The organism is Burkholderia mayonis (assembly GCF_001523745.2).
Lineage (GTDB): Bacteria > Pseudomonadota > Gammaproteobacteria > Burkholderiales > Burkholderiaceae > Burkholderia > Burkholderia mayonis.
Genome location: NZ_CP013387.1, coordinates 643,308 through 665,525 on the forward strand (window position 1 = coordinate 643,308; position 22,218 = coordinate 665,525).

Sequence of the window (22,218 nt, forward strand, 5' to 3'; positions counted from 1 at the left end):
AATCAAATCCTACGAGGCAATCCCGATGGACAAGACGACTTTGGCTTACTGGCAGGACAAGGCTGCGACGCTCGCGATCGAAGGGCGCGCATTCATCGACGGCGCGTATCGCGACGCGCACGGCGGCAAGACGTTCGATTGCGTGAGCCCGATCGACGGCCGCGTGCTCGTGAAGGTCGCCGATTGCGGCGCGGCCGACGTCGACGCGGCGGTGACCGCCGCGCGGCGCGCGTTCGACGCGCAGGTGTGGGCGGGCCTGAGCCCGCGCAAGCGCAAGGCGATCCTGCTGCGCTGGGCGGCGCTGATGCGCGAGCGCCTCGACGAGCTGTCGCTGCTCGAGACGCTCGACGCGGGCAAGCCGATCGGCGACACGACGACGGTCGACGTGCCGGGCGCCGCGTATTGTGTCGAGTGGTTCGCGGAAGCGATCGACAAGGTCGGCGGCGAAGTGGTGCCCGCCGATCATCATCTCGTCGGCTTCGTCACGCGCGAGCCGCTCGGCGTCGTCGCCGCGGTCGTGCCATGGAATTTCCCGATCCTGATGGCGTCGTGGAAGTTCGGGCCGGCGCTCGCCGCGGGCAACAGCGTCGTGCTGAAGCCTTCGGAGAAATCGCCGCTCACGGCGATCAAGGTCGCGCAGCTCGCGCACGAGGCGGGCATTCCGGCCGGCGTGTTCAACGTCGTGCCGGGCGGCGGCGAGCCGGGCAAGCTGCTCGCGCTGCATCGCGACGTCGACTGTCTCGCGTTCACCGGGTCAACGGGCGTCGGCAAGCTGATCATGCAGTACGCGGGGCAATCGAACCTGAAGCGCGTGTGGCTCGAACTCGGCGGCAAGTCGCCGAACATCGTGCTGCCCGATTGCCCGGATCTCGACCGCGCGGCGAAGGCGGCGGCGGGCGCGATCTTCTACAACATGGGCGAGATGTGCACGGCGGGCTCGCGTCTCCTCGTGCATCGCGACATCAAGGACGCGTTCGTCGAGAAGCTCGTCGCCGCGGCGCGCGCGTATACGCCGGGCAATCCGCTCGATCCGAACGTGTCGATGGGCGCGATCGTCGATGAGGTCCAGCTCGAACGCGTGCTCGGCTATATCGAGTCGGGCCGCGGCGAAGCGAAGCTGCTGCTCGGCGGCGCGCGCGTGAACGAAAAAGGCGGCGGCTTCTACATCGAGCCGACCGTGTTCGATACGACGCCCGACGCGAAGATCGCGCGCGAGGAAATCTTCGGCCCGGTGTTGTCGGTGATCACGTTCGATTCGGTCGACGAAGCGGTGAGGATCGCGAACGACAGCGATTACGGGCTCGGCGCCGCGGTGTGGACCTCGAGTCTGACGACCGCGCACGAAGTCGCGCGTCGGCTGCGCGCGGGCACGGTATGGGTCAACTGCTACGACGAAGGGGGCGACATGAATTTCCCGTTCGGCGGCTACAAGCAATCGGGCAACGGCCGCGACAAGTCGTTGCACGCACTGGAGAAGTACACCGAGCTGAAGTCGACGCTCGTGCGGCTGCGCTAAAGGATTCGCAAGCCAGCGCGGCGGCGCGAACGCATCACGCCGCCGCGTTCCCAATGAATCCAACCGCCGGCCCGTTCGCCTTTTCCCTTGCAGCGCCGCGAACGAGCCGGTCCCTCCAACGGATCATTCGATGAATGAAACGCTCTATGGCGACGGCGCGATCCGCCGTCCATCTCTCTACGGTTCCTCGATCGAAAACACCTACGCGGGCGTGCTGTCGTTCATGCGACGCAACTACAGTCGCGATCTCGACGGCGTCGACGTCGCCGTGTCCGGCGTGCCGCTCGATCTCGCGACGACGTTTCGCTCCGGCGCGCGCCTCGGCCCGTCCGCGGTGCGCGCGGCGAGCGTGCAGCTCGCGGAGCTGCATCCCTATCCATGGGGCTTCGATCCGTTCGACGATCTCGCGGTGATCGACTACGGCGACTGCTGGTTCGACGCGCACAATCCGCCGACGATCAAGGCCGCGATCGTCGAGCATGCGCAAACGATCCTGCGATCGAACGCGAAGATGCTGACGTTCGGCGGCGATCACTACATCACGTATCCGCTGCTGATTGCGCACGCGCAGAAGTACGGCGGGCCGCTGTCGCTGATCCATTTCGACGCGCACTGCGACACATGGGCCGACGACGATCCGGACAGCCTCAATCACGGCACGATGTTCTACAAGGCGGTCGACGAAGGGCTGATCGATCCGAAGACGTCGGTGCAGATCGGCATCCGCACGTGGAACGACGACTATCTCGGCATCAACGTGCTCGACGCCGCGTGGGTGCACGAGCACGGTCCGCGCGCGGCGCTCGAACGCATCCGGTCGATCGTCGGCGACCGGCCCGCTTATCTGACATTCGATATCGACTGCCTCGATCCCGCGTTCGCGCCGGGCACGGGCACGCCGGTCGCGGGCGGGCTGTCGTCCGCGCAGGCGCTGTCGATCGTGCGCGGCCTCGGCGGCGTGAACCTGATCGGCGCGGACGTCGTCGAAGTCGCACCCGCGTACGACCAGAGCGAGATCACCGCGATCGCGGCCGCGCACATCGCGTGCGATCTGCTGTGCCTGTGGCGGCAGCGCAAGGTCGGCGCGCGCTGACCGACGGTGCCGAATGGCGCTCGCTCCTATTTCGGGAGCGAGCGGCGCGCAAATGGCTGGCTGGGACGACAACGAAATTTGGGCGCAAACGGAGGCGAAGCATGGCATTTGCGATCAAAGCCGAAGTGAGCGATCCGCAGGCGAAGACGTTCGCGTTCACTGCGCAAAAGACGATGTACGGCGGCAAGCATATCGCCGAAGGCGACACAATCTTCGTGTTCGCGAGCGAGAACGAGGGGGGGCGCGGCCTCATCGCGCGCGGCGTCGTGACGTTCGTCGAAGCAATCGCGAAAATTCCCGGCGCGGCTCGGCAAACGCCGCGCGTGAGCGTCGCCATCGAGCGCGCGGCGCGCGCGAAGCGGCCGCTCGGACGAAACGAACTCGGAGGCTTCGCGGACTGGCGCGACGGTCAGCCCGCGACCGAGCTCAACTTCAAGTTCTATCGTCAGGCGACCAACAAGATCGTCGGCATCTCGGACGAAGCGGCGGCGTTCCTCGACACGTTCTTCATCTAGCGCAACCGGCCGCCGGCCGATGGATGCCCGGTCGCACCTTATGCGATTCGCCGATAAGTTTGTGCCAATCCGTTATTGGAGCGATCGACTGCACGTTTCTATACTCGACACCGGACTGGCGCTCATCGAACCCGAGTGCCAACGACTTCGATAAGGAAACCTGAGAATGAGCCTACGTCCGCTCCACGATCGCGTCGTCGTCAAGCGACTCGACCAGGAAACCAAGACCGCGTCGGGCATCGTCATCCCGGACAGCGCGGCGGAAAAGCCCGACCAGGGCGAGATCGTCGCCGTCGGCCCCGGCCGGCGCGACGCCGACGGCAAGCGTGTCGAACCCGACGTGAAGGTCGGCGAGCGCGTGCTGTTCGGCAAGTACGCCGGGCAGCCCGTGAAGGTCGACGGCAACGAATTGCTGGTGCTGCGCGAAGAAGAAATCGTCGCAGTCGTTCATTCCTGAGGAGCGCCGAGTCATGGCAGCGAAAGAAATCATTTTTCACGATGGCGCGCGCACGAAGCTCGTCGAAGGCGTCAATCTACTCGCGAACGCGGTGAAGGTCACGCTCGGCCCGAAAGGCCGCAACGTCGTGCTCGAGCGCAGCTTCGGCGCGCCCGTCGTCACGAAGGATGGCGTGTCGGTCGCGAAGGAGATCGAGCTCGCGGACAAGGTGCAGAACATCGGCGCGCAGCTCGTGAAGGAAGTCGCATCGAAGACGAGCGATGCGGCGGGCGACGGCACGACGACCGCGACCGTGCTCGCGCAGGCGATCGTTCGCGAAGGGCAGAAGTACGTCGCCGCGGGCCTGAATCCGCTCGATCTGAAGCGTGGGATCGACAAGGCCGTGCTGGCCGCGGTCGAGGCGCTGAAGAAGATCAGCAAGCCGACGACGACAAGCAAGGAGATCGCGCAGGTCGCGACGATTTCGGCGAACGGCGAGGAATCGATCGGCCAGCGGATCGCCGAGGCGATCGACCGCGTCGGCAAGGAGGGCGTGATCACCGTCGAGGACGGCAAGTCGCTCGCCGACGAACTCGATGTCGTCGAAGGGCTGCAGTTCGATCGCGGTTATCTGTCGCCGTACTTCATCAACAATCCCGACCGCCAGCTCGCGGTGCTCGACGAGCCGTTCATCCTGCTGCACGACAAGAAGATCTCGAACATTCGCGATCTGCTGCCGGTGCTCGAGCAGGTCGCGAAAGCGGGGCGGCCGCTCCTCATCGTCGCCGAGGACGTCGAGGGCGAAGCGCTGGCGACGCTCGTCGTCAACAACATTCGAGGCATCCTGAAGACCGTTGCGGTCAAGGCGCCCGGCTTCGGCGACCGCCGCAAGGCGCTGCTGGAAGACATCGCGATCCTGACGGGCGGCCAGGTGATCGCCGAGGAAACCGGCCTCTCGCTCGAGAAGGCGACGCTCGCCGAGCTCGGGCGCGCGAAGCGCATCGAGGTCGGCAAGGACAGCACGACGCTCATCGACGGCGCGGGCGACAAGCCGAACATCGAGGCGCGCGTGAAGCAGATCCGCGCGCAGATCGCTGACGCGACGTCCGACTACGATCGCGAGAAGCTGCAGGAGCGCGTCGCGAAGCTCGCGGGCGGCGTCGCGGTGATCAAGGTCGGCGGCGCAACCGAAATCGAAGTGAAGGAGAAGAAGGATCGCGTCGACGATGCGCTGCACGCGACGCGCGCGGCCGTCGAGGAAGGCATCGTGCCGGGCGGCGGCGTCGCGCTGATTCGCGTGAAGCAGGCGATCGCGGATCTGGTCGGCGTGAACGCCGATCAGAAGGCCGGCATCAACATCGTGCTGCGCGCGCTCGAAGAGCCGCTGCGCCAGATCGTCGCGAACGCGGGCGAAGAGGCGAGCGTCGTCGTCGCGACGGTCGCGGCCGGCGAGGGCAACTACGGCTACAACGCGGCGACGGGCGAATACGGCGACCTCGTCGAATCAGGCGTGCTCGATCCGACGAAGGTCACGCGCACCGCGCTGCAAAATGCGGCGTCGGTCGCGGGACTGCTGCTGACGACGGACGCGACCGTCCACGAAGCGCCGAAGGACGCGTCGTCGCCCGCGCCGGCGGGCGTGCCTGGCGCGGGCGGTCCGGGCTTCGACTTCTGAGGAGCGCGTGGTGCGGCGGTGGATGCGCGCCGTGCTCGACGGGCGCGCGCCTGTACGCAGCGCGCCTGGGTGCGACGCGGTAACGCAGGCCGGTGCGCGGCATCGGACGTGACGCGTGACGCACGACGCACGGCACGCAAAGCGAAGCGCCGTACACCGAACCGAATGCCCGCCAAGCGGCAGGCGTCGAACCGAACCGTTCGACGCCTGCCGCGTTGCATTTATTTCCCATGCTCATAAGCGTCCAATGAAACGTTGGTTTGTCTGCCGGCGCGATGCCGTTAACGTAATGCGATCACCATCGCATTCGACCAACACGACACGATCGGGGGCGCGACGCATGCGGGCGCATACAGACAAGATCATCCACTGGCTGCTGTCGAGCCTCGAGCCCGTCAGCTCGATCTTTCACGTCGGCCAATACTGCGGCGACGGCTGGCGCGCGTCGACGGCCGGCCGCGCGCGGGCGAGCTTCCACGTCGTGCTGCATGGCGGCTGCGGCTGCATATCTCCGATGGCCGCGCGAGCGTGCCGCTCGCCGAGGGCGACGCGGTGTTCCTGATGCGCGATCTCCCGCATGCGCTGACGTCCGGCGCGACGCCGTGCGCACGGCGCCCGCCATGCAGCGCTTCGATCCCGGCGCGCCGGGCGCGGTCGGCCTCGCATGCGGCTTTCTCGCGTTTCGCAACGGCTCGAGCGACTGGATCGCATCGTACTTGCCCGATTGCCTCGTGGTTCGGCGCGACAGCGCGGCGGCCGAACAGATCCATGCGATCGTCGGGCTGATCCGCACTGAGGCGGCGATGCCCGGCTCGTTCGACGAGCCGTCGCCGCTGATCGCGCGGCTGACCGAACTGCTGTTCTTCTACGCGGTGCGCGACGCGGTCGACGACGATTCGCTCGCGAGCGGCCTCGCGCCGCTGATGCGCCGCGCCGAATTCGCGAGCCTGATCGCGGCCGTCATCGACCGGCCGGGCGACCCATGGACGACCGATGTAATGGCGTCGTTCGCGCACATGTCCCGCGCGACGTTCTTCAAGCGCTTCGTCGATGCGTGCGGCCAGCCGCCCGCGCAATTCGTCACGCTGATCCGGATGAAGATCGCGGCCGAGATGCTGCGGCAGGGCGAGGCGATCGCGCGCGTCGCCGAATGGGTCGGCTACCAGTCGGAATCGGCGTTCGCGCATGCGTTCAAGCGAACCGTTGGGCTGCAGCCGGGCGCATACCGGCGCGAGCAGGGCGGTGCGCCGCCGCCCCGCCGCGCGGCCGACGGCCCGCATGCCGCTGGAGCGAACGCCGCATTGCATTGAGCGGGTTCCGTCGCTTCGACGTTACGCGGAAGCGTCCGCTTCGTGCTTTCGTTCGCCGCTTCGCACGCGTGGACGAATTCGCAGCACTCGAAGACCTTCGCGCATTGCCCGCCGTCGGCGAGCTTCGGACAATGGTGCATCCCATCCGGAGCCTCACATGAGCGGACTTCCTCTTCTCACGCCGAGCGATGCGCCCGAAGCGAGCGTCTCGTATCTCACCCGGACGCTGAACAACAACGGCTTCCTGCCGAATCTCGTCGCATCGCTCGCGAACGCGCCGACGGCGCTCGAAACCTATCTGACCGTCGCCGAGATCAACGGTCGCAGCGGCCTCACGCTCGCCGAGCGCGAAGCCGTGCAGATCACGGCCGCCGCGACGCACGGCTGCGGTTTCTGCGTCGCCGGGCATACCGCGGTCGCGCTGAAGAAGGCGCACGTCCCGAATGCGGACGTCGATGCGCTGCGCGCGGGCGAGCCGCCCGCCGACGCGCGTCTCGCGGCGATCGCGACGTTCACGCGCGCGGTGATCGCGACGCGCGGCGCGGTCATCGACGCACGGTTCGATGCGTTCCTCGCCGCAGGCTTCACGCGCGCGAATGCGCTCGAGATCGTGCTCGGCGTGAGCCTCGCGACGCTCTGCAACTCCGCGAACAATCTCGCGCAGAACGAATTGAATCCTGAACTGGCCGCCTACCGATGGGAACCGCGCACGCAACCCGCCTGACCCGGATCGCGCTCGATCCGGCGCTGACCGGCTGGCTCGATGCGCACGCGGCGTCGCTCGACGCGTCGTCCGCATCGAAACAGCCGCTCGTGCCGCGCCTCGCCGCGGCGGGCGCGTTTCGCGCGGGCGTGCCCGAGCGCGACGGCGCGGCGGCCGACGTCGTCGAGGCGGTCGCGACGATCGCCGCGCTCGCCCGGCATTCGCTGACGGCCGCGTTCGTGTGCTGGGCGCGGCGGACCTTCATCGAATATCTGCTGCACAGCGCGAATGCCGAGCTGCGCGCGCGCTGGCTGCCGTCGCTGCTGAACGGCGAAGCGGCCGGCGCGACCGGCCTGTCGAATGCGATGAAGTATCTACAGGGGATCGAATCGTTACAGCTCGACGCGACACCGGATCCTTCGTCTTCCGAAGCATGGCGTCTGAACGGCGCGTTGCCTTGGGTGACGAACGTGCGGCCGGGCGGTGTGCTCGTCGCGGTCGCGGTTGCGCACGAAGGGCGCGCGGCGTCGATCTTCGCGGTGCGCGGCGATGTGGCCGGTCTCACGAGAAGCGACGACCTCGATCTGATCGCGTTGCGCGGCAGCAATACGGCCGCGCTGCGGTTCGACGACGTCGCGCTCGACGCGCGCTGGCGGATTCACGACGATGCGCACGCGTTCCTGCCTGTCGTACGCCCCGCGTTTCTCGGGATGCAATGCGCGATGGCGATCGGGCTCGCGAGCCGCTCGCTCGACGAGGCGCGCTGCTCGGCGGGCGCCGCGCGCCGCGTGCTCGATATGGAAATCGCCGCCGCGAGCGACATGCTCGATGCGACCGTCGAGCGTCTCGTCGCCGGGCTGCGCGACGGCACGTTCGGCGCGCAGCGCGCACGGCTCTTCGAGATCCGGATCGCGCTCGCCGAGCTCGCGCAAACGGCTGTGCAGCTCGAATTGCAGGCGAGCGGCGGCCGCAAGTGCTGCTGCTTGACGAGCCGTTCGGCGCGCTCGACGCCGCGACGCGCACCGACATGCAGGACCCGCTGCTGCGCGTCGCCGCCGACACGCGGGCGGCAACCGTGCTCGTCACGCACGACATCGACGAGGCGCTGCGCGTCGCGGACCGGATCGTGCTGCTCGACGGGCGCGGCGGGACGGCCGGCGTGTGGACGATTGCCGCGCGTGCGGCGGCGCGCGGAGGCTTCGAGATGCGCTCGGGCGAGGGCGATCGGCGCGATCGGGCTCGCGCTCGATGCGCTCGGGCGGGCCGCGCTTACCCGCTGGACGAAGGCGCGCGCGTGACGCGACGCGCGGTCGCCTCACGCATCGCCGGCTCGGCGCGTGCATGCGCCGTGCCCAAGCCCAAGCCCAAGCCCAAGCCCAAGCCCGTGCCCGTGCGGAGCGCGCGTGCGCGCGTGCGCGCCGCACGCATGCTGCGAAGCGGCAAGCAACTTGCTACCCGTTGCGCGACAATGCGTACCCGGCGCCCCGATTTCCCATCGCTCGTCGGCTTTCCGTTGATCCGGCCGTAGTTTTCCGCGCGGCGGCCGCGCGCCGCCGATTGCGGCGGAATGGCGGCTGCGGTATGGTCGTCGAATGCGGCGACGCGCCGCTCTCGATCGCCACGTGCCGGTGGCCGGCGTGTCGAGCCCATGATCCACGCGCAATGCCGTAGAGAGGCTGTCCATGGCGACCATCGCATCCGAGCTCCACCTCGCTCCGCAACAATTCTCCACCGACGTGCTGCTGGAAAAATACGCGAAGGGCGACGAGCGGACGGTCGACGACATCTATCGCCGTGTCGCGCACGGCGTCGCGCAGGCGGAGCCCGCCGCGTTGCGCGACGAAATCGAGGCGCGCTTCGTCGAGCATCTGCAGCGCGGCGCGCTCGGCGCGGGCCGGATCATGAGCGCGGCGGGCAGCTCGATCGCGGCGACGCTGATCAACTGCTTCGTGCAGCCAGTTGGCGACTGCATCCAGGGCGTCGACGAGCGCGGGCTGCCCGGCATCTACGTTGCGCTGCTGCAGGCGGCCGAGACGATGCGACGCGGCGGCGGGGTCGGCTACAACTTCTCGGCGATTCGCCCGCGCGGCGCGTACGTGCACTCGACGGGCTCTAGCGCGTCCGGGCCGTGCAGCTACATCGACGTGTTCGACGCGTCGTGCCGCACCGTCGAAAGCGCGGGCGCACGGCGCGGCGCGCAGATGGCGGTGCTCGATTGCGATCATCCGGATCTGCTCGAATTCATCGAAGCGAAGCACTCGAAGGGCCGCTGGAACAACTTCAACATCTCGGTCGCGATCACCGATGTGTTCATGGATGCGGTCGAGCAGGACCTGCCCTGGCAGCTCGTGCATCGTGCGGAGCCGTCGCCCGCACGGCGCGCGGCGGACGACCTGCATCGGCGCGACGACGGGATGTGGGTCTATGCGGAAAAGCGCGCGCGCGCGATCTGGGACAAGATCATGCGCTCGACGTACGACGTCGCCGAGCCGGGCGTCGTGTTCATCTCGAAGATGAACGACGACAACAACCTGCGCGCGGCGGAGACGATTCGTGCGACGAATCCGTGCGGCGAGCAGCCGCTGCCCGCATACGGCTGCTGCAATCTCGGGCCGCTCAACCTGACGCGCTTCGTGATCGACCCGTTCGCGCAACTGCAAGGCGGCGACAGCCTGTTCGACTGGGATGCGCTCGCCGAGCGCACGCGCACGCAGGTGCGCTTTCTCGACGACGTGCTCGACGTGACGCTGTGGCCGCTGCCCGAACAGCGCCACGAGGCGGAACAGAAGCGGCGGATCGGCATCGGCTTCACGGGCCTCGGCGACACGCTCGTGATGCTCGGCCTGCGCTACGACTCGCAGGAAGGCCGCGATTTCGCCGCGCGCGTCGGGCGCGAGATGCGTGACGCGGCGTATGGCGCGTCGGTCGAGCTCGCGCGCGAGCGCGGCGCGTTTCCGCTTTTCGACGCGGACCGGTATCTCGAAGCGGGCACGTTCGCGTCGCGCCTGCCCGACGACATCCAGAACGCGATCCGGCGCGACGGCATTCGCAACAGCCACTTGCTGTCGATCGCGCCGACGGGCACCGTGAGCCTCGCGTTCGCGGACAACGCGTCGAACGGCATCGAGCCCGCGTTCTCGTGGACCTATCAGCGCACGAAGATCATGGCGGACGGCGGCCGCCAGACGTTCGCGGTCGAGGATTACGCGTACCGGCTGTATCGCGAGCTGGGCGGCGACGTCGACGCGCTGCCCGGTTATTTCGTCAGCGCGCTGCAGATGTCCGCGCACGACCATCTCGCGATGATGGCGGCCGTGCAGCCGTACGTCGACACGTCGATCTCGAAGACGGTCAACGTGCCCGCCGATTATCCGTTCGACGATTTCGAGAGTCTCTATTTCGACGCGTGGAAGAGCGGCCTGAAGGGACTCGCGACGTATCGGCCGAACGAGACGCTCGGCGCGGTGCTGCACACGTCCGAGCCGGAGGACACGCTGACGGAGGCGGACCTCGATCCGCTGCGGATCGCGATCGACCACCGGCCGAAGGGCGAGCTTCCCGCCGTGATCGAGAAGGTCGAATACTTGACGCAGCTAGGCAAGAAATCGCTGTACGTCGCGGTGTCGTTCATGGAAGTGACGGGGCGCATCGGCGGCGAAGAGGTGACGATCGAGCGGCCGATCGAATTCTTCATCCCGGTCGGCCAGCGCGACGAGTCGCAGCAATGGATCACGGCGACGATGCGTTCGCTGTCGCTCGCCGCGCGCGGCGGCTTCGTCGCACGCAATCTGCAGGATCTGCGCAAGGTGTCGTGGGACCGCGGGCAGGTGCGGCTCGGCGAGACGCAGCGGCTCGACGGCCGGCGCATCCCGCTGTGGCACGATTCCGAGGTCGCGGCGCTCAGCTTCGCGATCCAGCAGATCCTGCATCGTCGCGGCTTCCTCGATGCGGAAGGCAATCAGGTGCCGTCGCGCCTGCTCGCGACGCTGCCGCGCGGCGGTGCGGATTCGCACGCGGTCGCCGCGATGCTCGCCGCCGAGACGGAATCGGCGGGTGGCGAAAGCGCCGACGAGACGGTTGCGGCCACGCGCAACGCCGCCGGACTGCGCACGATGTTCGGGCGCAAATGCAACTCGTGCGGCGCGAATGCGGTGATCCGCAAGGACGGCTGCGATTTCTGCACCGCGTGCGGCGAGATCGGCGCCTGCGGTTGACTGCTGTTCGAGGCGCGCGCCGGCGCAGTAGCCGGCGCGCGATTTCCACGAAGCTCGGCCGTGCGGGGCTATCGATCGCGCGCGGCGCTTCGATTCACGATCGCTTCGTCCGATAGGCGCTGTCGCACTGTCGCGTCGGCGCCCGCGTGCGATGTCCGCACTACGGGACGGCGAGATGGACGAAGCAATCGATTTCGACTCGGCTGCCATTGCGCGCATCGTCCGAGCGCCGCGCGACGCGCCGATTTTCCACCGAAGCATCACGAGAACGGGATCGGCGTCGGCCCGGCCTCTCCAACTTCCGGTCTGCCCCGTTTCAATTCGATTCAACCGGATCGCTCGGCTGCCCGAGCGGCAGCGGCCTATCCGCGCGGCGAATGAACCCGTTTGCGTCCTCGTTCGAACCGAGCGGTGCGGGGGGATCAATGCGTCGCGTGCGCGCCGATTCGGCCATCGCGTATTGACCGAATGAAGATTCGATCGTGTGGCCGAAATTTTCTGATTGGGTGGTTGAATGGATCAATGCTTGGAACACGCCATTCAATTGAATTTTGGTTCAATGGAGCGAATTGAAAAGCGAAGTATAAAAAGATGAAAGTCGTTGTTTCGATATTTGAAACATAAACTTGCTCAGGCGAATTTTATCTGAAGTATATTGGCTGCCATAAAACGATATTTCCGGATTTTTGACAAGTCAACGAAATGGAGGGGGGCTAGTAATCCCTGGGCCCCAATGCATTGGGGGGTTGAATAGTCGACTATTTAGGACAGTGTTTTCAGGCAAGGGCTTTATTTTTCTGAAATTTGTTTTTAATATTGCGCGCTCAAGATTGGCGGAAAGATATTTTCAGGTCATGAAAATTATTTGAAATGGTTCAGTGGATTGAAATGATCGAATTTCGGGATGTGCCGGCCTGAATTGGATGAATTCGAAATTTCAGTCCGAGCGCTTCCGATGAATCGCCGGTTGCGGCGGTCATTGTCTTCCGGAATTCGAATGCGATGAGTGGCCGCGACGAGAATGCCGCCGCCTGCGCCGTCGGGGAAACGGTGAGGCGAGCGTCGGCGGACGCAGGCCCGCGATCGATCGGAGCGCGCTCGATCGACGAAGCCGGCACGCGGCACGCGCGGCTTCGCCGGCGTCCGGTCCGCGTCGGATGGCGCGCGCGGCGCCGAATCACCCCGGTTTCTCAGTCAACTTCTCGTGAGCACTGACGATGGACAACTTTTGCCGCATGAATCTGCCTGCAACAACCGATCTGCCGGAGTTCGTCTTCGAGTTGCCGGACCTGCAGTTTCCGGCGCGCATCAATTGCGCGGCGGCGCTCCTCGATGCCGCCGTGACCGAGCGCGGCTGGGGCGATCGCGTCGCGATCAAGACCGAATTCGGCGTCGCGTGGTCGTATCGCGATCTGTTCGAATACAGCAACCGGATCGCGAACATGCTGGTGCGCGACGGCGGCCTCGTTCCGGGCAACCGGGTGCTGCTGCACGGAACCAATCATCCGTTCCTCGCCGCCGCGTGGTTCGCGATCGTCAAGGCGGGCGGCGTCGCCGTGACGACGATGCCGCTGCTGCGCGCGGGCGAGATGTCGAAAGTCATCGCGCAGGCGAAGGTTTCGCATGCGCTCTGCGAGGCATCGGTGTCGGCGGAATTGCAGGCGGCCATGGCGGCCGCGCCTGGCGTCGAATTCGTCCGCTGCTACGAAGCGGACGAGACTGGCGCGTTCGAGCGGTTGATGCGCGAGTACCCGGCCACGTTCGAGACGGTCGACACGCGAGCCGACGATCCGTGCATCGTCGCGTTCACGTCCGGCACGACCGGGCGGCCGAAGGCGACCGTGCATTTCCATCGCGACGTGATGGCGATCTGCCATTGCTTCCCGCAGCACGTGCTGAAGCCCGACGCGGACGACGTGTTCTGCGGCTCGCCGCCGCTCGCGTTTACGTTCGGCCTCGGCGCGCTGCTGCTGTTTCCGCTGAGCGTCGGCGCGAGCGTCGTGCTGTTGCAGCGGGCGAAGCCGGAGCGGCTGCTCGCCGCGATCGACGCGCATCGCGTCAGCATCCTCTTCACCGCGCCGGCCGCCTATCGCGCGATGCTCGACGCCGTCGACGATCATGACATCTCGAGCCTGCGCAAATGCGTGTGCGCGGGCGAGGCGCTGCCGGTGCCGACGCGCAACGCGTGGCTGGCCCGGACGGGCATCCGCATCATCGATGGCATCGGCGCGACCGAGATGCTGCACATCTTCGCGTCGGCGGATGAAGCGCGGGCGAAGGAAGGGGCGATCGGAAAGGCGGTGCCCGGCTACCGGCTCGCGATCCTCGACGAGCACGGCGAGCGTCTGCCGCCTTACCACGTCGGCCGCCTCGCGGTGCAGGGGCCGACCGGCTGCCGCTATCTGAACGACGCGCGGCAGGGCGACTACGTGCAGCACGGCTGGAACTTGACGGGCGATGCCGCGTATCTCGACGAGGAAGGCTACCTGTTCTACCAGGCGCGCGCCGACGATCTGATCATCAGCCTCGGCTACACCATTTCGCCCGCCGAAGTCGAGGAAGCGATGCTGCACCACGCGGACGTGCTCGAGTGCGGCGTCGTCGGCGCGCCCGACGAGCGCGGCGGCACGGTCGTGTGCGCGCACGTCGTGCTGCGCCCCGGCGTGAGCGGCTCCGATGCGTTGACGGCGGCGCTCCAGCAGCACGTGAAGGCGCTGATCGCGCCTTACAAGTATCCGCGGCGCATCGAGTATCACGCGAGCGGACTGCCGCGCAACGAGTCCGGCAAGCTGCAGCGCTTCAAGCTGCGACAGGCGGCCGAGGACGCGCAAGCGGCCTGACGGCCGCGCGGGCCGGCGGCGCCGCGCGCGGCCGGCGATCGGCATCGACAACGCCAAACCCACACAAGATCGAAGCGACATGAAAATACTAGGAGCGGGTATTGCGGTATCGGACGGCGCGAAGCACGCGCTTCCGTTTGCGAACGACTATGCGGTCAAGGCGGCGAGGCAGGCGCTCTCGAAAGCGCGCTGCCTGCCGTCGGAGCTCGATCTCATCGTCAGTTTGTCGGTTTCTCCGAACCGGATGGCGGACGCGGCGCCCATCGCGGGGCCGCGCCTCGCGCATCCGGTGCAGCGCGATCTGCGCGCGGCCAACGCGGCCGTGTTCGATCTGCTCGACGCGGACTGGACGCTCGCGCTCGATTTCGTGCAGAGCCATTGCCGTCAGCTCGGCTACCGACGCGCGCTCGTCGTGAAGGCAGAGGCGCTGGCCGACGTCGACGGCGCCGAGTCGAGCGGCTTCACCGACGGCGCGGGCGCAATCGTGCTGACGTCCGGACGCGACGATCGCTATCACGCGAGCTACGCGGATCTCGACGCGACGAGCCTCGCGACGCTCGACGCCGTGCCCGCGCGCCACGCGCACGAGACCGGCGTCGTCGCGCGCTTCGACAGCGGCTTCGATCCCGCGGCCGGCCGCTTTCGCACGCAGCCGGGCAACGCCGACGCGGCCGTGCGCGCGGTCGTCGGCGACGTGCGCGGCAAAGTCGATGCGCACGTGTCCGAACTGTTTCGTGAGTCGTGGCTGCGCGGCTGGCTGTCGGACGACGCCGGCTTCGCGAGCGAATCGCGCGTCGACGTGATCGACGGCGCAGCTGACATCCCCGTCGCATTCCAGCTTCCCGCCTGGCTCGCGACCCGCGCGAGCGGCGCCACGGGCGCGCGCGGCGACGCGCAGATCGTCGCCGCGCTGACGCTCGACGTGTTCAAGCCGCGCATCGCATGCATCGCAATGGAGATCTGATGTCCTACAACGTTCGTATGGCCAGTTTGGCGTGCAATCTGCCGTCGCGGTTGCTGCGCAACGACGATCCGGCTTTCGACGAAGTCGAGCCGATCCCTTCCGAGTGGTGGCACTTCTGGGGAATCAAATCGCGCTACGTGATCGATCCGCGCGCGGGCGAATCCGAGCTGGCGATGGCGGAGCACACGGCGCGCCAGGCGCTCGCGCGCGCAGACGTCGAGGCGGCCGATCTCGATCTCGTGCTGTTCAACATCACGTCGCCGTTCGTCACCGCCGAAGGCGGCGCAAGGCGCTTCGCGCCGCGGCTCGCGCGCACGCTGCGCGATCGGCTCGGTGCGCACCGCGCGCTCGACGCCGACGTCGAAATGGAATGCGCGAGCTTCGTGCTGCAACTGCAGCTCGCGACGAACCTGATCAAGCAAGGGCGCGTCAAGCGGGCGCTCGTGTGCTCGTCGGAGCGGATGTCGTCGGTCGTCGACTATGCGAGCAAGTCGTCGACGACGTTCGGCGACGGCGCGGCGGCCGCGGTGCTCGTCGCCGACGCGCACGATCCGCAAGGCGCCGACTGGCTGAACGCGGTCTATCGCAGCGACGCGACGCACTACGATCTCGCGACGATGCAATGGCGCTACCCGAAGCCCGCGGCGAACCGCGACGAAGCGGAGCGTCAGGCCGAGCGCTTCGGCGCGTATTTCACGCTGAAGCCGGAGGCGCAGGAGCAGATCGCGCGCTTCATGCCCGAGGCGATTCCCGACATCGTCGACCGGCTGCTGCGCAAGAGCGGCCTGAACACGGACGACATCGACGCGATGGTGTTCCATCAGCCGTCGGAGATCCTCGTTCGCGCGTGGGCGCAGCGCCTCGGTCTCGCGCCGGACCAATACGTGATTCGTCTTGCCGACTGCGCGTGCCTCGTGTCGGCCGCGGTGCCGCTCGCGCTTTACGAATCGATCCGCAGCGGCGTCGTCAAGCCGGGCTCGCAGGTGGTGATCGCGGGCGCGGGCGCCGGCTGGGGCTTCGGCGCGCAGCTATGGCGCTGGGGCGAAACGGTCGTGACCGACGCGGATTCGACCGTCGATGCCGCGGAGGCCGATCATGCCGCGTAACCTCGTCATCGCCGGGCTCGGGTATGCGCTGCCGGAGCGGATCGTGGACAACGACGAGATCGCGAGCGTCATCGACACGAGCGACGAATTCATCCGCACCCGCACCGGCGTGCTGCATCGCCGCTACCTCGCGCCCGGCCAGCAACTGGCGGACCTCGCGTGCCCGGCCGCCGGGCGGGCGATGGCCGACGCCGGCGTGACGCCGGCCGACATCGACCTGCTGATCGTCAACACGCTGTCGCCGGATCATCACGATCCGTCGCAGGCGTGCTACATCCAGCCGCGGCTCGGGCTGCGCGAGGTTCCGTGCTTCGACATCCGGGCGCAATGCAGCGGCGGGCTGTACGGGATCGAAATCGCGCGGCATTTCCTCGCGAGCGGCCTGTATCGCAACGTGCTGCTGATCTGCGCGGAAGCGCTGTCGCGGCGGATCGACACGAGCAACGCGGGCCGCAACCTGTCGATCCTGCTGAGCGACGGCGCCGCCGCGATGGTGCTGCAAGGGCAGGCCGACGCGACGCGCGGCCTCGTCGACCTGTCGCTCGGCGCGGACGGCACGCAGTTCGATCTGCTGCAGACGGAGGCGCCCGGCGCGAAGCGGCCGAACTTCATCGATGCCGACGACATCGCGGCGGGCCGCCACTACTTCCGGATGCGCGGCGCGGACATGTTCGAGGACGCGACGCGCCGCATCGTCGACGCATGCCGTCAGATGCTGGACAAGCACAAGCTGACGCTCGGCGACATCGGGCTCGTCGTGCCGCACCAGCCGAACCTGCGGATCATCGACGCGGTGATCGAGCAACTCGGCCTGCCGCGCGAGCGCTGCATGATCTCCGTCGAGCACCTCGGCAACATGGCGAGCGCCGCGTTTCCGGTCGCGCTCGCGCTCGCGCACGAGCAAGGGCGCATGCGAGCCGGGCAACTGAACCTGCTGGTGACCTACGGCGCGGGCGCTACCTGGGCGTGCGCGCTCTATCGGAGCTGAACGACATGCAGCACTGCACCCCTGGCTGGATCGACTCGCAGCTCGCCATCGTCGGAAGCGCGGAAGTGCCGCTGTACGTGGTCGTCAACGACGAAGCCGCGACGCTGATCGAAGGCGGGTTGAGCGGCATGACCGAACTGGTGTGGCGACAGCTTCACGATCTGCTGAAGGACTACGGCGGCATCCGGCATCTGCGCTACTGGCTGATCACGCATTCGCACTATGACCATTGCAGCCTGCTCGGGACATTGAAGGCGCGGATGCCGTGGCTGCACGTGGTCGGCTCGCCCGGCACCGCTGACGCGCTGCAGAGCCCGTCCGCGTGCAGGACGATCAGAAAGCTCGATGCTCAGGCGTCCGTTGCGTGGGAGCCGGTCGCCGAAGCCGATCTCGCGGACCTGTCCGAAGTCCCGCTGTACCCGGTCAATCCGGGCACGGCGCTCGACATCGGCGAAGGGATGCGGATGCGCGCGATCGCGCTGCCGGGCCACAGCGTCTGCCTGTTCGGCTATCACTGCCCGCAGCTCGACCTGCTGTTCGTGTCGGACGCGCTCGGCGAATACCACGGGCCGACGCAGTGGCTGCCCCTCGTGTTCCAGGATCTGTCCGCGTACCGGCAGTCGCTCGCCGTCATCGAGCGGCAGCAGGCAGCGCGGATCGCGCTGGGCCATCACGGGATCGTCGGCGGCGACGTCGCGCGGCACGCGGTCCGGCACGCGCGAGCCGGCCTCGCGGCGCGCGACGACGAAGCGTGCGCGGCGCGCGGCGATGCGGCCGCGACGCGCGCGCTCGCGCAGCAATGGACCGAGCGCTATGCGGCGCGCAGCGCGAAAGTGGTGCCGCGCACGCTGCATCTGAAGAGCATGGAACGAATGATCGACCTGTTCCAGCGCGCCGCATAGGCGCGCGAACGCCGACGCGGGCGACGCCCGCGTCGATTGCCTCACCGGCCGGCTCGCCTCGGATCTTCGGCGCCGGCCGCCGAACGCAACCACCACGACCGTGGATTTCATTTCCTGTCGGATGACGTCATGACAACCACCAATCTGCCGAAGACGATCAACGAATTGCTGCGTTTCCGTGCGGCGACGAAAGGCGAGAAAGACGCCTATCTGTTCTTGAGCGGTCAGCCCGACGACGAGCAGCAGCAGTCGATCACGTTCGCGGACCTCGACCGGACGGCGCGCCGCGTCGCGCTGCTGCTTCAGCGGCATTCGGTCGGCATCGGCGAGCGCGTGCTGCTGCTTTGCCGGCCCGGCCTCGATTACATCGCTGGCTTTCTCGGCTGCCTGTACGCGGGTGCGGTCGCCGTGCCCGTGTATCCGCCGCGCAACCGGCAGCACGCGGCCCGCATCGTCGGCATCGTCGAGAGTGCTGGCGCGAAGGCGATCCTGTGCACGGGCGACGATTTCGCGCGCTGCACGAAGCTGCTGGAAGACACCGCGGCGTCGCACGTCGCGCTGCTCGACCTGGACGCCGCGAAGCCGCTCGACGCGTCACTCGAGCCCGCGGACGTCGCGCCGTCGCACGTCGCGTTCCTGCAGTACACATCGGGCACGACCGGCAGGCCGAAGGGCGTGATGGTCACGCACGGCAACCTGATGCACAACCTCGCGCTGATCGGCGAATGGATGGGGTATCACGAAGAGAGCACGATGGTCAGCTGGCTGCCGCCCTATCACGACATGGGGCTGATCGGCGGCATTCTGACGTCTCTGTTCGGCGGCTTCCGCTGCGTGCTGATGGCGCCGGAGCGCTTCATCCAGCATCCGTTCCTGTGGCTGCGCGCAATCAGTGACTATCGCGCGGACGTGACGGGCGCGCCCGACTTCGCGTACCGGATGTGCAGCCGCCGCGTGCCCGACGAGCAACTCGCGACGCTCGACCTGAGCTGTCTGAGGACCGCGTACAGCGGTGCGGAGTCGGTCCGCTACGGCACGCTCGCTGAGTTCGCGCAGCGCTTCGCGTCGACGGGCTTCGATCCCGAACGCTTCAAGCCTTGCTACGGCCTTGCCGAATGCACGCTGCTGGTCGCCGGGCGCAGCGCGCCGCGGCCGCTGCGCACGGTGTGCGTCGACCAGGCGGCGCTCCAGCGTCAGAAGGTCGTGATCAAGCGCGAGCTCGAAGGTCTGTCGCCGCAGATGCAGGAGCGCGACGGCGAGCGCGTGCTCGTCAGCGTCGGCGTGCCGATCGGCGAGCAGCGGGTCGTCGTGCGCGATCTGAACACGAACGAGCGCTGCGCGGACGACGTGATCGGCGAAATCTGCGTCGCCGGCCAAAGCGTCGCGCCCGGATACTGGCAGCAGTACGAACAGACGATCGCGACGTTCCAGCGCGGCATCGGCGGCGAAACGGGGCAGGAATTCGCGGGCACGGGCGATCTCGGCTTCCATCATCGCGGCGATCTGTACATCACTGGCCGCCTGAAGGACATGATCATCATCGCGGGGCGCAACTACTACTCGGAAGACGTCGAGTATGCGGTCATCGGCAGTCGGCCCGAGCTGGTGCCGAACGGCTGCGCGGCGTTCACGGTCGAGGCGGACGACGAGGAGCGGCTCGTCGTCGTCGCCGAAATCGAGCGCACGCAGCGCAAGGGCGATCTCGACGCGCTGCTCAAGGGCATTCGCGAGGTGATCTGGCATCGCCACGACATCAGTCCCGGCTCGGTGCTGCTGGTGTCGCCCGGCAGCGTGCCGAAGACGTCGAGCGGCAAGGTGCGGCGCAGTGAATGCCGCAACCGGATGCGCGACGGCGAGCTGACGATACTCGCGCGCTGGGACGCCGACGATCGCATGTCCTACGCGACGCAGGGCGCTGTCGCGTCGATCGCGTCAACCGTGTCGTCCGCCGCGCCGAGCGTGAAGATCGATGCGGCCGACGCGGGCTGCAACGCTTCGCCGAACGCATCGAAGGTCGAGCAGCTCAAGGACTGGCTGCGTCACTACGCGCGCACGCGGATCGATTCGCGGACCATCGACGAGCGCCGCACGATTCCGCCGCACATCGTGCTCGATTTCGGCAACGAAGGGCTGCTCGGCATGCAGATCGACCGCGCATACGGCGGCCTCGGCTTCGCGCATCGCGAGATGCTGGAGGTGGTGTCGCAGCTCGCGACGATCGATTCGACGCTCGCATTCTTCGTCGGCCTGAACAATACGCTCGGCATCCGCCCGATCATGCTGCATGCGCAGCCGGCACTGCGCGACGAACTGCTGCCGCTGCTCGCGACAGGGCGAACACTTGCCGCGTTCGCGCTCACCGAGCCGGCCGCGGGCTCCAACGTGCGCGCGATCGGCTCGACCGCGCAGCGCATCGACGGCGATCATTGGCTCGTCAGCGGCCAGAAGAGCTGGAGCGGATCGTCCGCGTGGGCGGGCGTGATCAACGTGTTCGCGAAGCAGGCCGACGGCGCGGGGATGATCGGGCTCGCCGTCAGACAAGGCACGCCCGGCCTGCGGATCGGCGCGGAAGACCTGACGATGGGCGTGCGCGGAATGATCCAGAACACGCTGCATCTCGATCGCGCACGCGTGAGCGACGCGTGCCGGCTCGGCGCGATCGGGCAGGGAATGGCGGTTGCGCAGCAGACGATGAATTTCGCGCGCCTCGGCATCGGTGCGGTCTGCGTCGGCGGGATGAAGCGTTGCGCGCAACTGATGCATCGCTACGGCGCGCGGCGCCGGATCGGCACGGGGCTGTTGCTCGACAACCCGCTGAGCCGCCAGCGCCTCGGCGACCTGCGGCATCGCATCGACGGCTTGAACGCGCTGATCGAGCACCTGGCGGCCGATTTCGACGCGGGGCGCGACGCGCCCGAAGACGGCTTGCTGATCGCGAAGATCCTCGGCTCCGAATTCTTGTCGCAGTCGTCCGACGAACTGATGCAGATGCTGGGCGGCCGCGGCTACATCGAATCCAATCTCGCGCCGCAGATCTTCCGCGATGCGCGCCTGCCGCGCATCTTCGAAGGGCCGACCGAGACACTGCTCGCGCATCTGGGCAGCCGGCTGCTGAACGGCAGCGACGATCTGCTCGGCTATCTGGGCGCGCGGACGGGCGCCGGCGCGCTCGCCGCGGAACTGCGCGAGCTCGGCGAACGGCTGCTCGACGACGGGCTTGCGAACGCCGGGCAACTCGGCGGCGCCGCGCATGCGACGAACTGGGTCAACTACTGGCTCGGCGCCGTCGCGCAGTGGGCGCTGCTGCTGGCGGCCGTCGAGCAGGCCGCGAAGCGACGCGGCGTCGACGGCGCGACGCTCGAATGGGCGCAGAGCCAATACGAACTCGCCGTTGAAGCGGCGCAGCGTCAGGTTGGCCGGCGGCGCGTGCTGTCGAGCGCCGCGCAGATCGCCGAGTGGGCGCTGCACGTCGAGCGCGAGATCGGACCGATCGAGCAGACGGCGCCGGGCGCGACGCAGCGGCTCGATCCGCTGCTGCGCGCCGAGCATGACGCGCGCCCGGAGCCGTCCGATGCCGGCGTCGCGCTCGCCGACGACGAACCGCCGCCGACGGCGGACGACGCGCCGACGCCTGCGCCGGTCGCTCCGGCCGATCCCGAACTGAAGCGGGAGTTCGAGCAATGGCTGCTGACGTGGCTGGGCGAGCGTCTGCGGAATCGCCGGATCGCGCTGACGGCCGAGACGACTTTCGTCGACATCGGGCTCGATTCGATCCTCGCGGTCGAGCTGACGATGGCGTTCAGCGACGCATTCCGCACGACCATCGACGCATCCGCCGTCTGGGATCATTCGTCGATCGACGCATTGGCGGCGCATCTCGCCACCCGAATGGACCGAAGCATGCGCGCACACGCGGGCGCGGCTTCGTCCGACACTTCTTCTTCCTTGTGAGGCGC

At 67.7% G+C, this 22,218-nt stretch carries 15 protein-coding genes and 1 pseudogene; 15 read left to right on the forward strand and 1 reads right to left on the reverse strand.

Annotated elements, in window-relative coordinates:
- Positions 1-25: 25 nt before the first annotated feature.
- The 9 genes and pseudogenes from WS70_RS21460 (at position 26) to WS70_RS21505 (ending at position 11,462) form a co-directional block, all read left to right on the forward strand.
- Positions 26-1,516 carry an aldehyde dehydrogenase gene (locus tag WS70_RS21460; RefSeq protein ID WP_059598076.1) on the forward strand — a complete coding sequence of 497 codons (1,491 nt, stop codon included), beginning with the start codon at positions 26-28 and terminating at the stop codon, positions 1,514-1,516.
- 130 nt (positions 1,517-1,646) lie between these two features.
- Positions 1,647-2,609 (forward strand): agmatinase, encoded by a 963-nt coding sequence (speB, locus tag WS70_RS21465; RefSeq protein WP_059598075.1) that lies wholly within the window; start codon positions 1,647-1,649, stop codon positions 2,607-2,609.
- Positions 2,610-2,710: 101 nt separating this feature from the next.
- On the forward strand, positions 2,711-3,124 hold the full coding sequence (locus tag WS70_RS21470) for a hypothetical protein (protein ID WP_059598074.1): 414 nt from the start codon (positions 2,711-2,713) through the stop codon (positions 3,122-3,124).
- 166 nt (positions 3,125-3,290) lie between these two features.
- A complete protein-coding gene (locus WS70_RS21475) occupies positions 3,291-3,581 on the forward strand; it encodes a co-chaperone GroES (RefSeq protein WP_059471374.1) in 291 nt (96 codons plus the stop codon).
- Positions 3,582-3,594: 13 nt separating this feature from the next.
- On the forward strand, positions 3,595-5,235 hold the full coding sequence (gene groL, locus WS70_RS21480) for a chaperonin GroEL (protein ID WP_059471373.1): 1,641 nt from the start codon (positions 3,595-3,597) through the stop codon (positions 5,233-5,235).
- A 340-nt stretch (positions 5,236-5,575) separates the two neighbouring features.
- A pseudogene (locus WS70_RS21485) lies at positions 5,576-6,545 on the forward strand (AraC family transcriptional regulator).
- 157 nt (positions 6,546-6,702) lie between these two features.
- Entirely contained in the window at positions 6,703-7,269 is a 567-nt protein-coding gene (locus WS70_RS21490; protein ID WP_059598073.1) for a carboxymuconolactone decarboxylase family protein, read from the forward strand.
- Positions 7,242-8,546 (forward strand): acyl-CoA dehydrogenase family protein, encoded by a 1,305-nt coding sequence (locus WS70_RS33900; RefSeq protein ID WP_418230166.1) that lies wholly within the window; start codon positions 7,242-7,244, stop codon positions 8,544-8,546. The genes WS70_RS21490 and WS70_RS33900 overlap by 28 nt, the downstream gene beginning before the upstream one ends.
- Before the next feature lie 384 nt (positions 8,547-8,930).
- A complete protein-coding gene (locus WS70_RS21505; RefSeq protein WP_059598072.1) occupies positions 8,931-11,462 on the forward strand; it encodes an adenosylcobalamin-dependent ribonucleoside-diphosphate reductase in 2,532 nt (843 codons plus the stop codon).
- A 316-nt stretch (positions 11,463-11,778) separates the two neighbouring features.
- Here WS70_RS21505 and WS70_RS31725 read toward each other — a convergent pair whose 3' ends face one another.
- Entirely contained in the window at positions 11,779-12,006 is a 228-nt protein-coding gene (locus WS70_RS31725) for a hypothetical protein (protein ID WP_156438138.1), read from the reverse strand.
- A gap of 673 nt (positions 12,007-12,679) precedes the next feature.
- On the opposite strand from WS70_RS31725, the gene WS70_RS21515 reads away from it, so the two are divergent.
- The 6 genes from WS70_RS21515 to WS70_RS21540 all read left to right on the forward strand — a co-directional run bounded on the left by WS70_RS21515 (position 12,680) and on the right by WS70_RS21540 (position 22,213).
- The gene (locus WS70_RS21515) at positions 12,680-14,302 is read left to right on the forward strand and encodes an AMP-binding protein (RefSeq protein WP_059598070.1); all 1,623 of its coding nucleotides are present in this window, start codon (positions 12,680-12,682) and stop codon (positions 14,300-14,302) included.
- A 79-nt stretch (positions 14,303-14,381) separates the two neighbouring features.
- Positions 14,382-15,266, forward strand: a complete 885-nt coding sequence (locus WS70_RS21520) for a beta-ketoacyl-[acyl-carrier-protein] synthase family protein (protein ID WP_059471368.1) — start codon at positions 14,382-14,384, stop codon at positions 15,264-15,266.
- Positions 15,266-16,372, forward strand: a complete 1,107-nt coding sequence (locus WS70_RS21525) for a 3-oxoacyl-ACP synthase III family protein (protein ID WP_059471367.1) — start codon at positions 15,266-15,268, stop codon at positions 16,370-16,372. Before WS70_RS21520 ends, WS70_RS21525 begins: the two co-directional genes overlap by 1 nt.
- Complete coding sequence (locus tag WS70_RS21530; protein ID WP_059598069.1) at positions 16,362-17,360, forward strand: ketoacyl-ACP synthase III; 999 nt, start codon at positions 16,362-16,364, stop codon at positions 17,358-17,360. The genes WS70_RS21525 and WS70_RS21530 overlap by 11 nt, the downstream gene beginning before the upstream one ends.
- Positions 17,361-17,365: 5 nt before the next feature.
- Positions 17,366-18,262, forward strand: coding sequence for an MBL fold metallo-hydrolase (locus WS70_RS21535; protein WP_059598068.1), 897 nt, complete (start codon positions 17,366-17,368; stop codon positions 18,260-18,262).
- A 129-nt stretch (positions 18,263-18,391) separates the two neighbouring features.
- Positions 18,392-22,213, forward strand: a complete 3,822-nt coding sequence (locus WS70_RS21540; protein WP_059471364.1) for an AMP-binding protein — start codon at positions 18,392-18,394, stop codon at positions 22,211-22,213.
- Positions 22,214-22,218 lie beyond the last annotated feature (5 nt).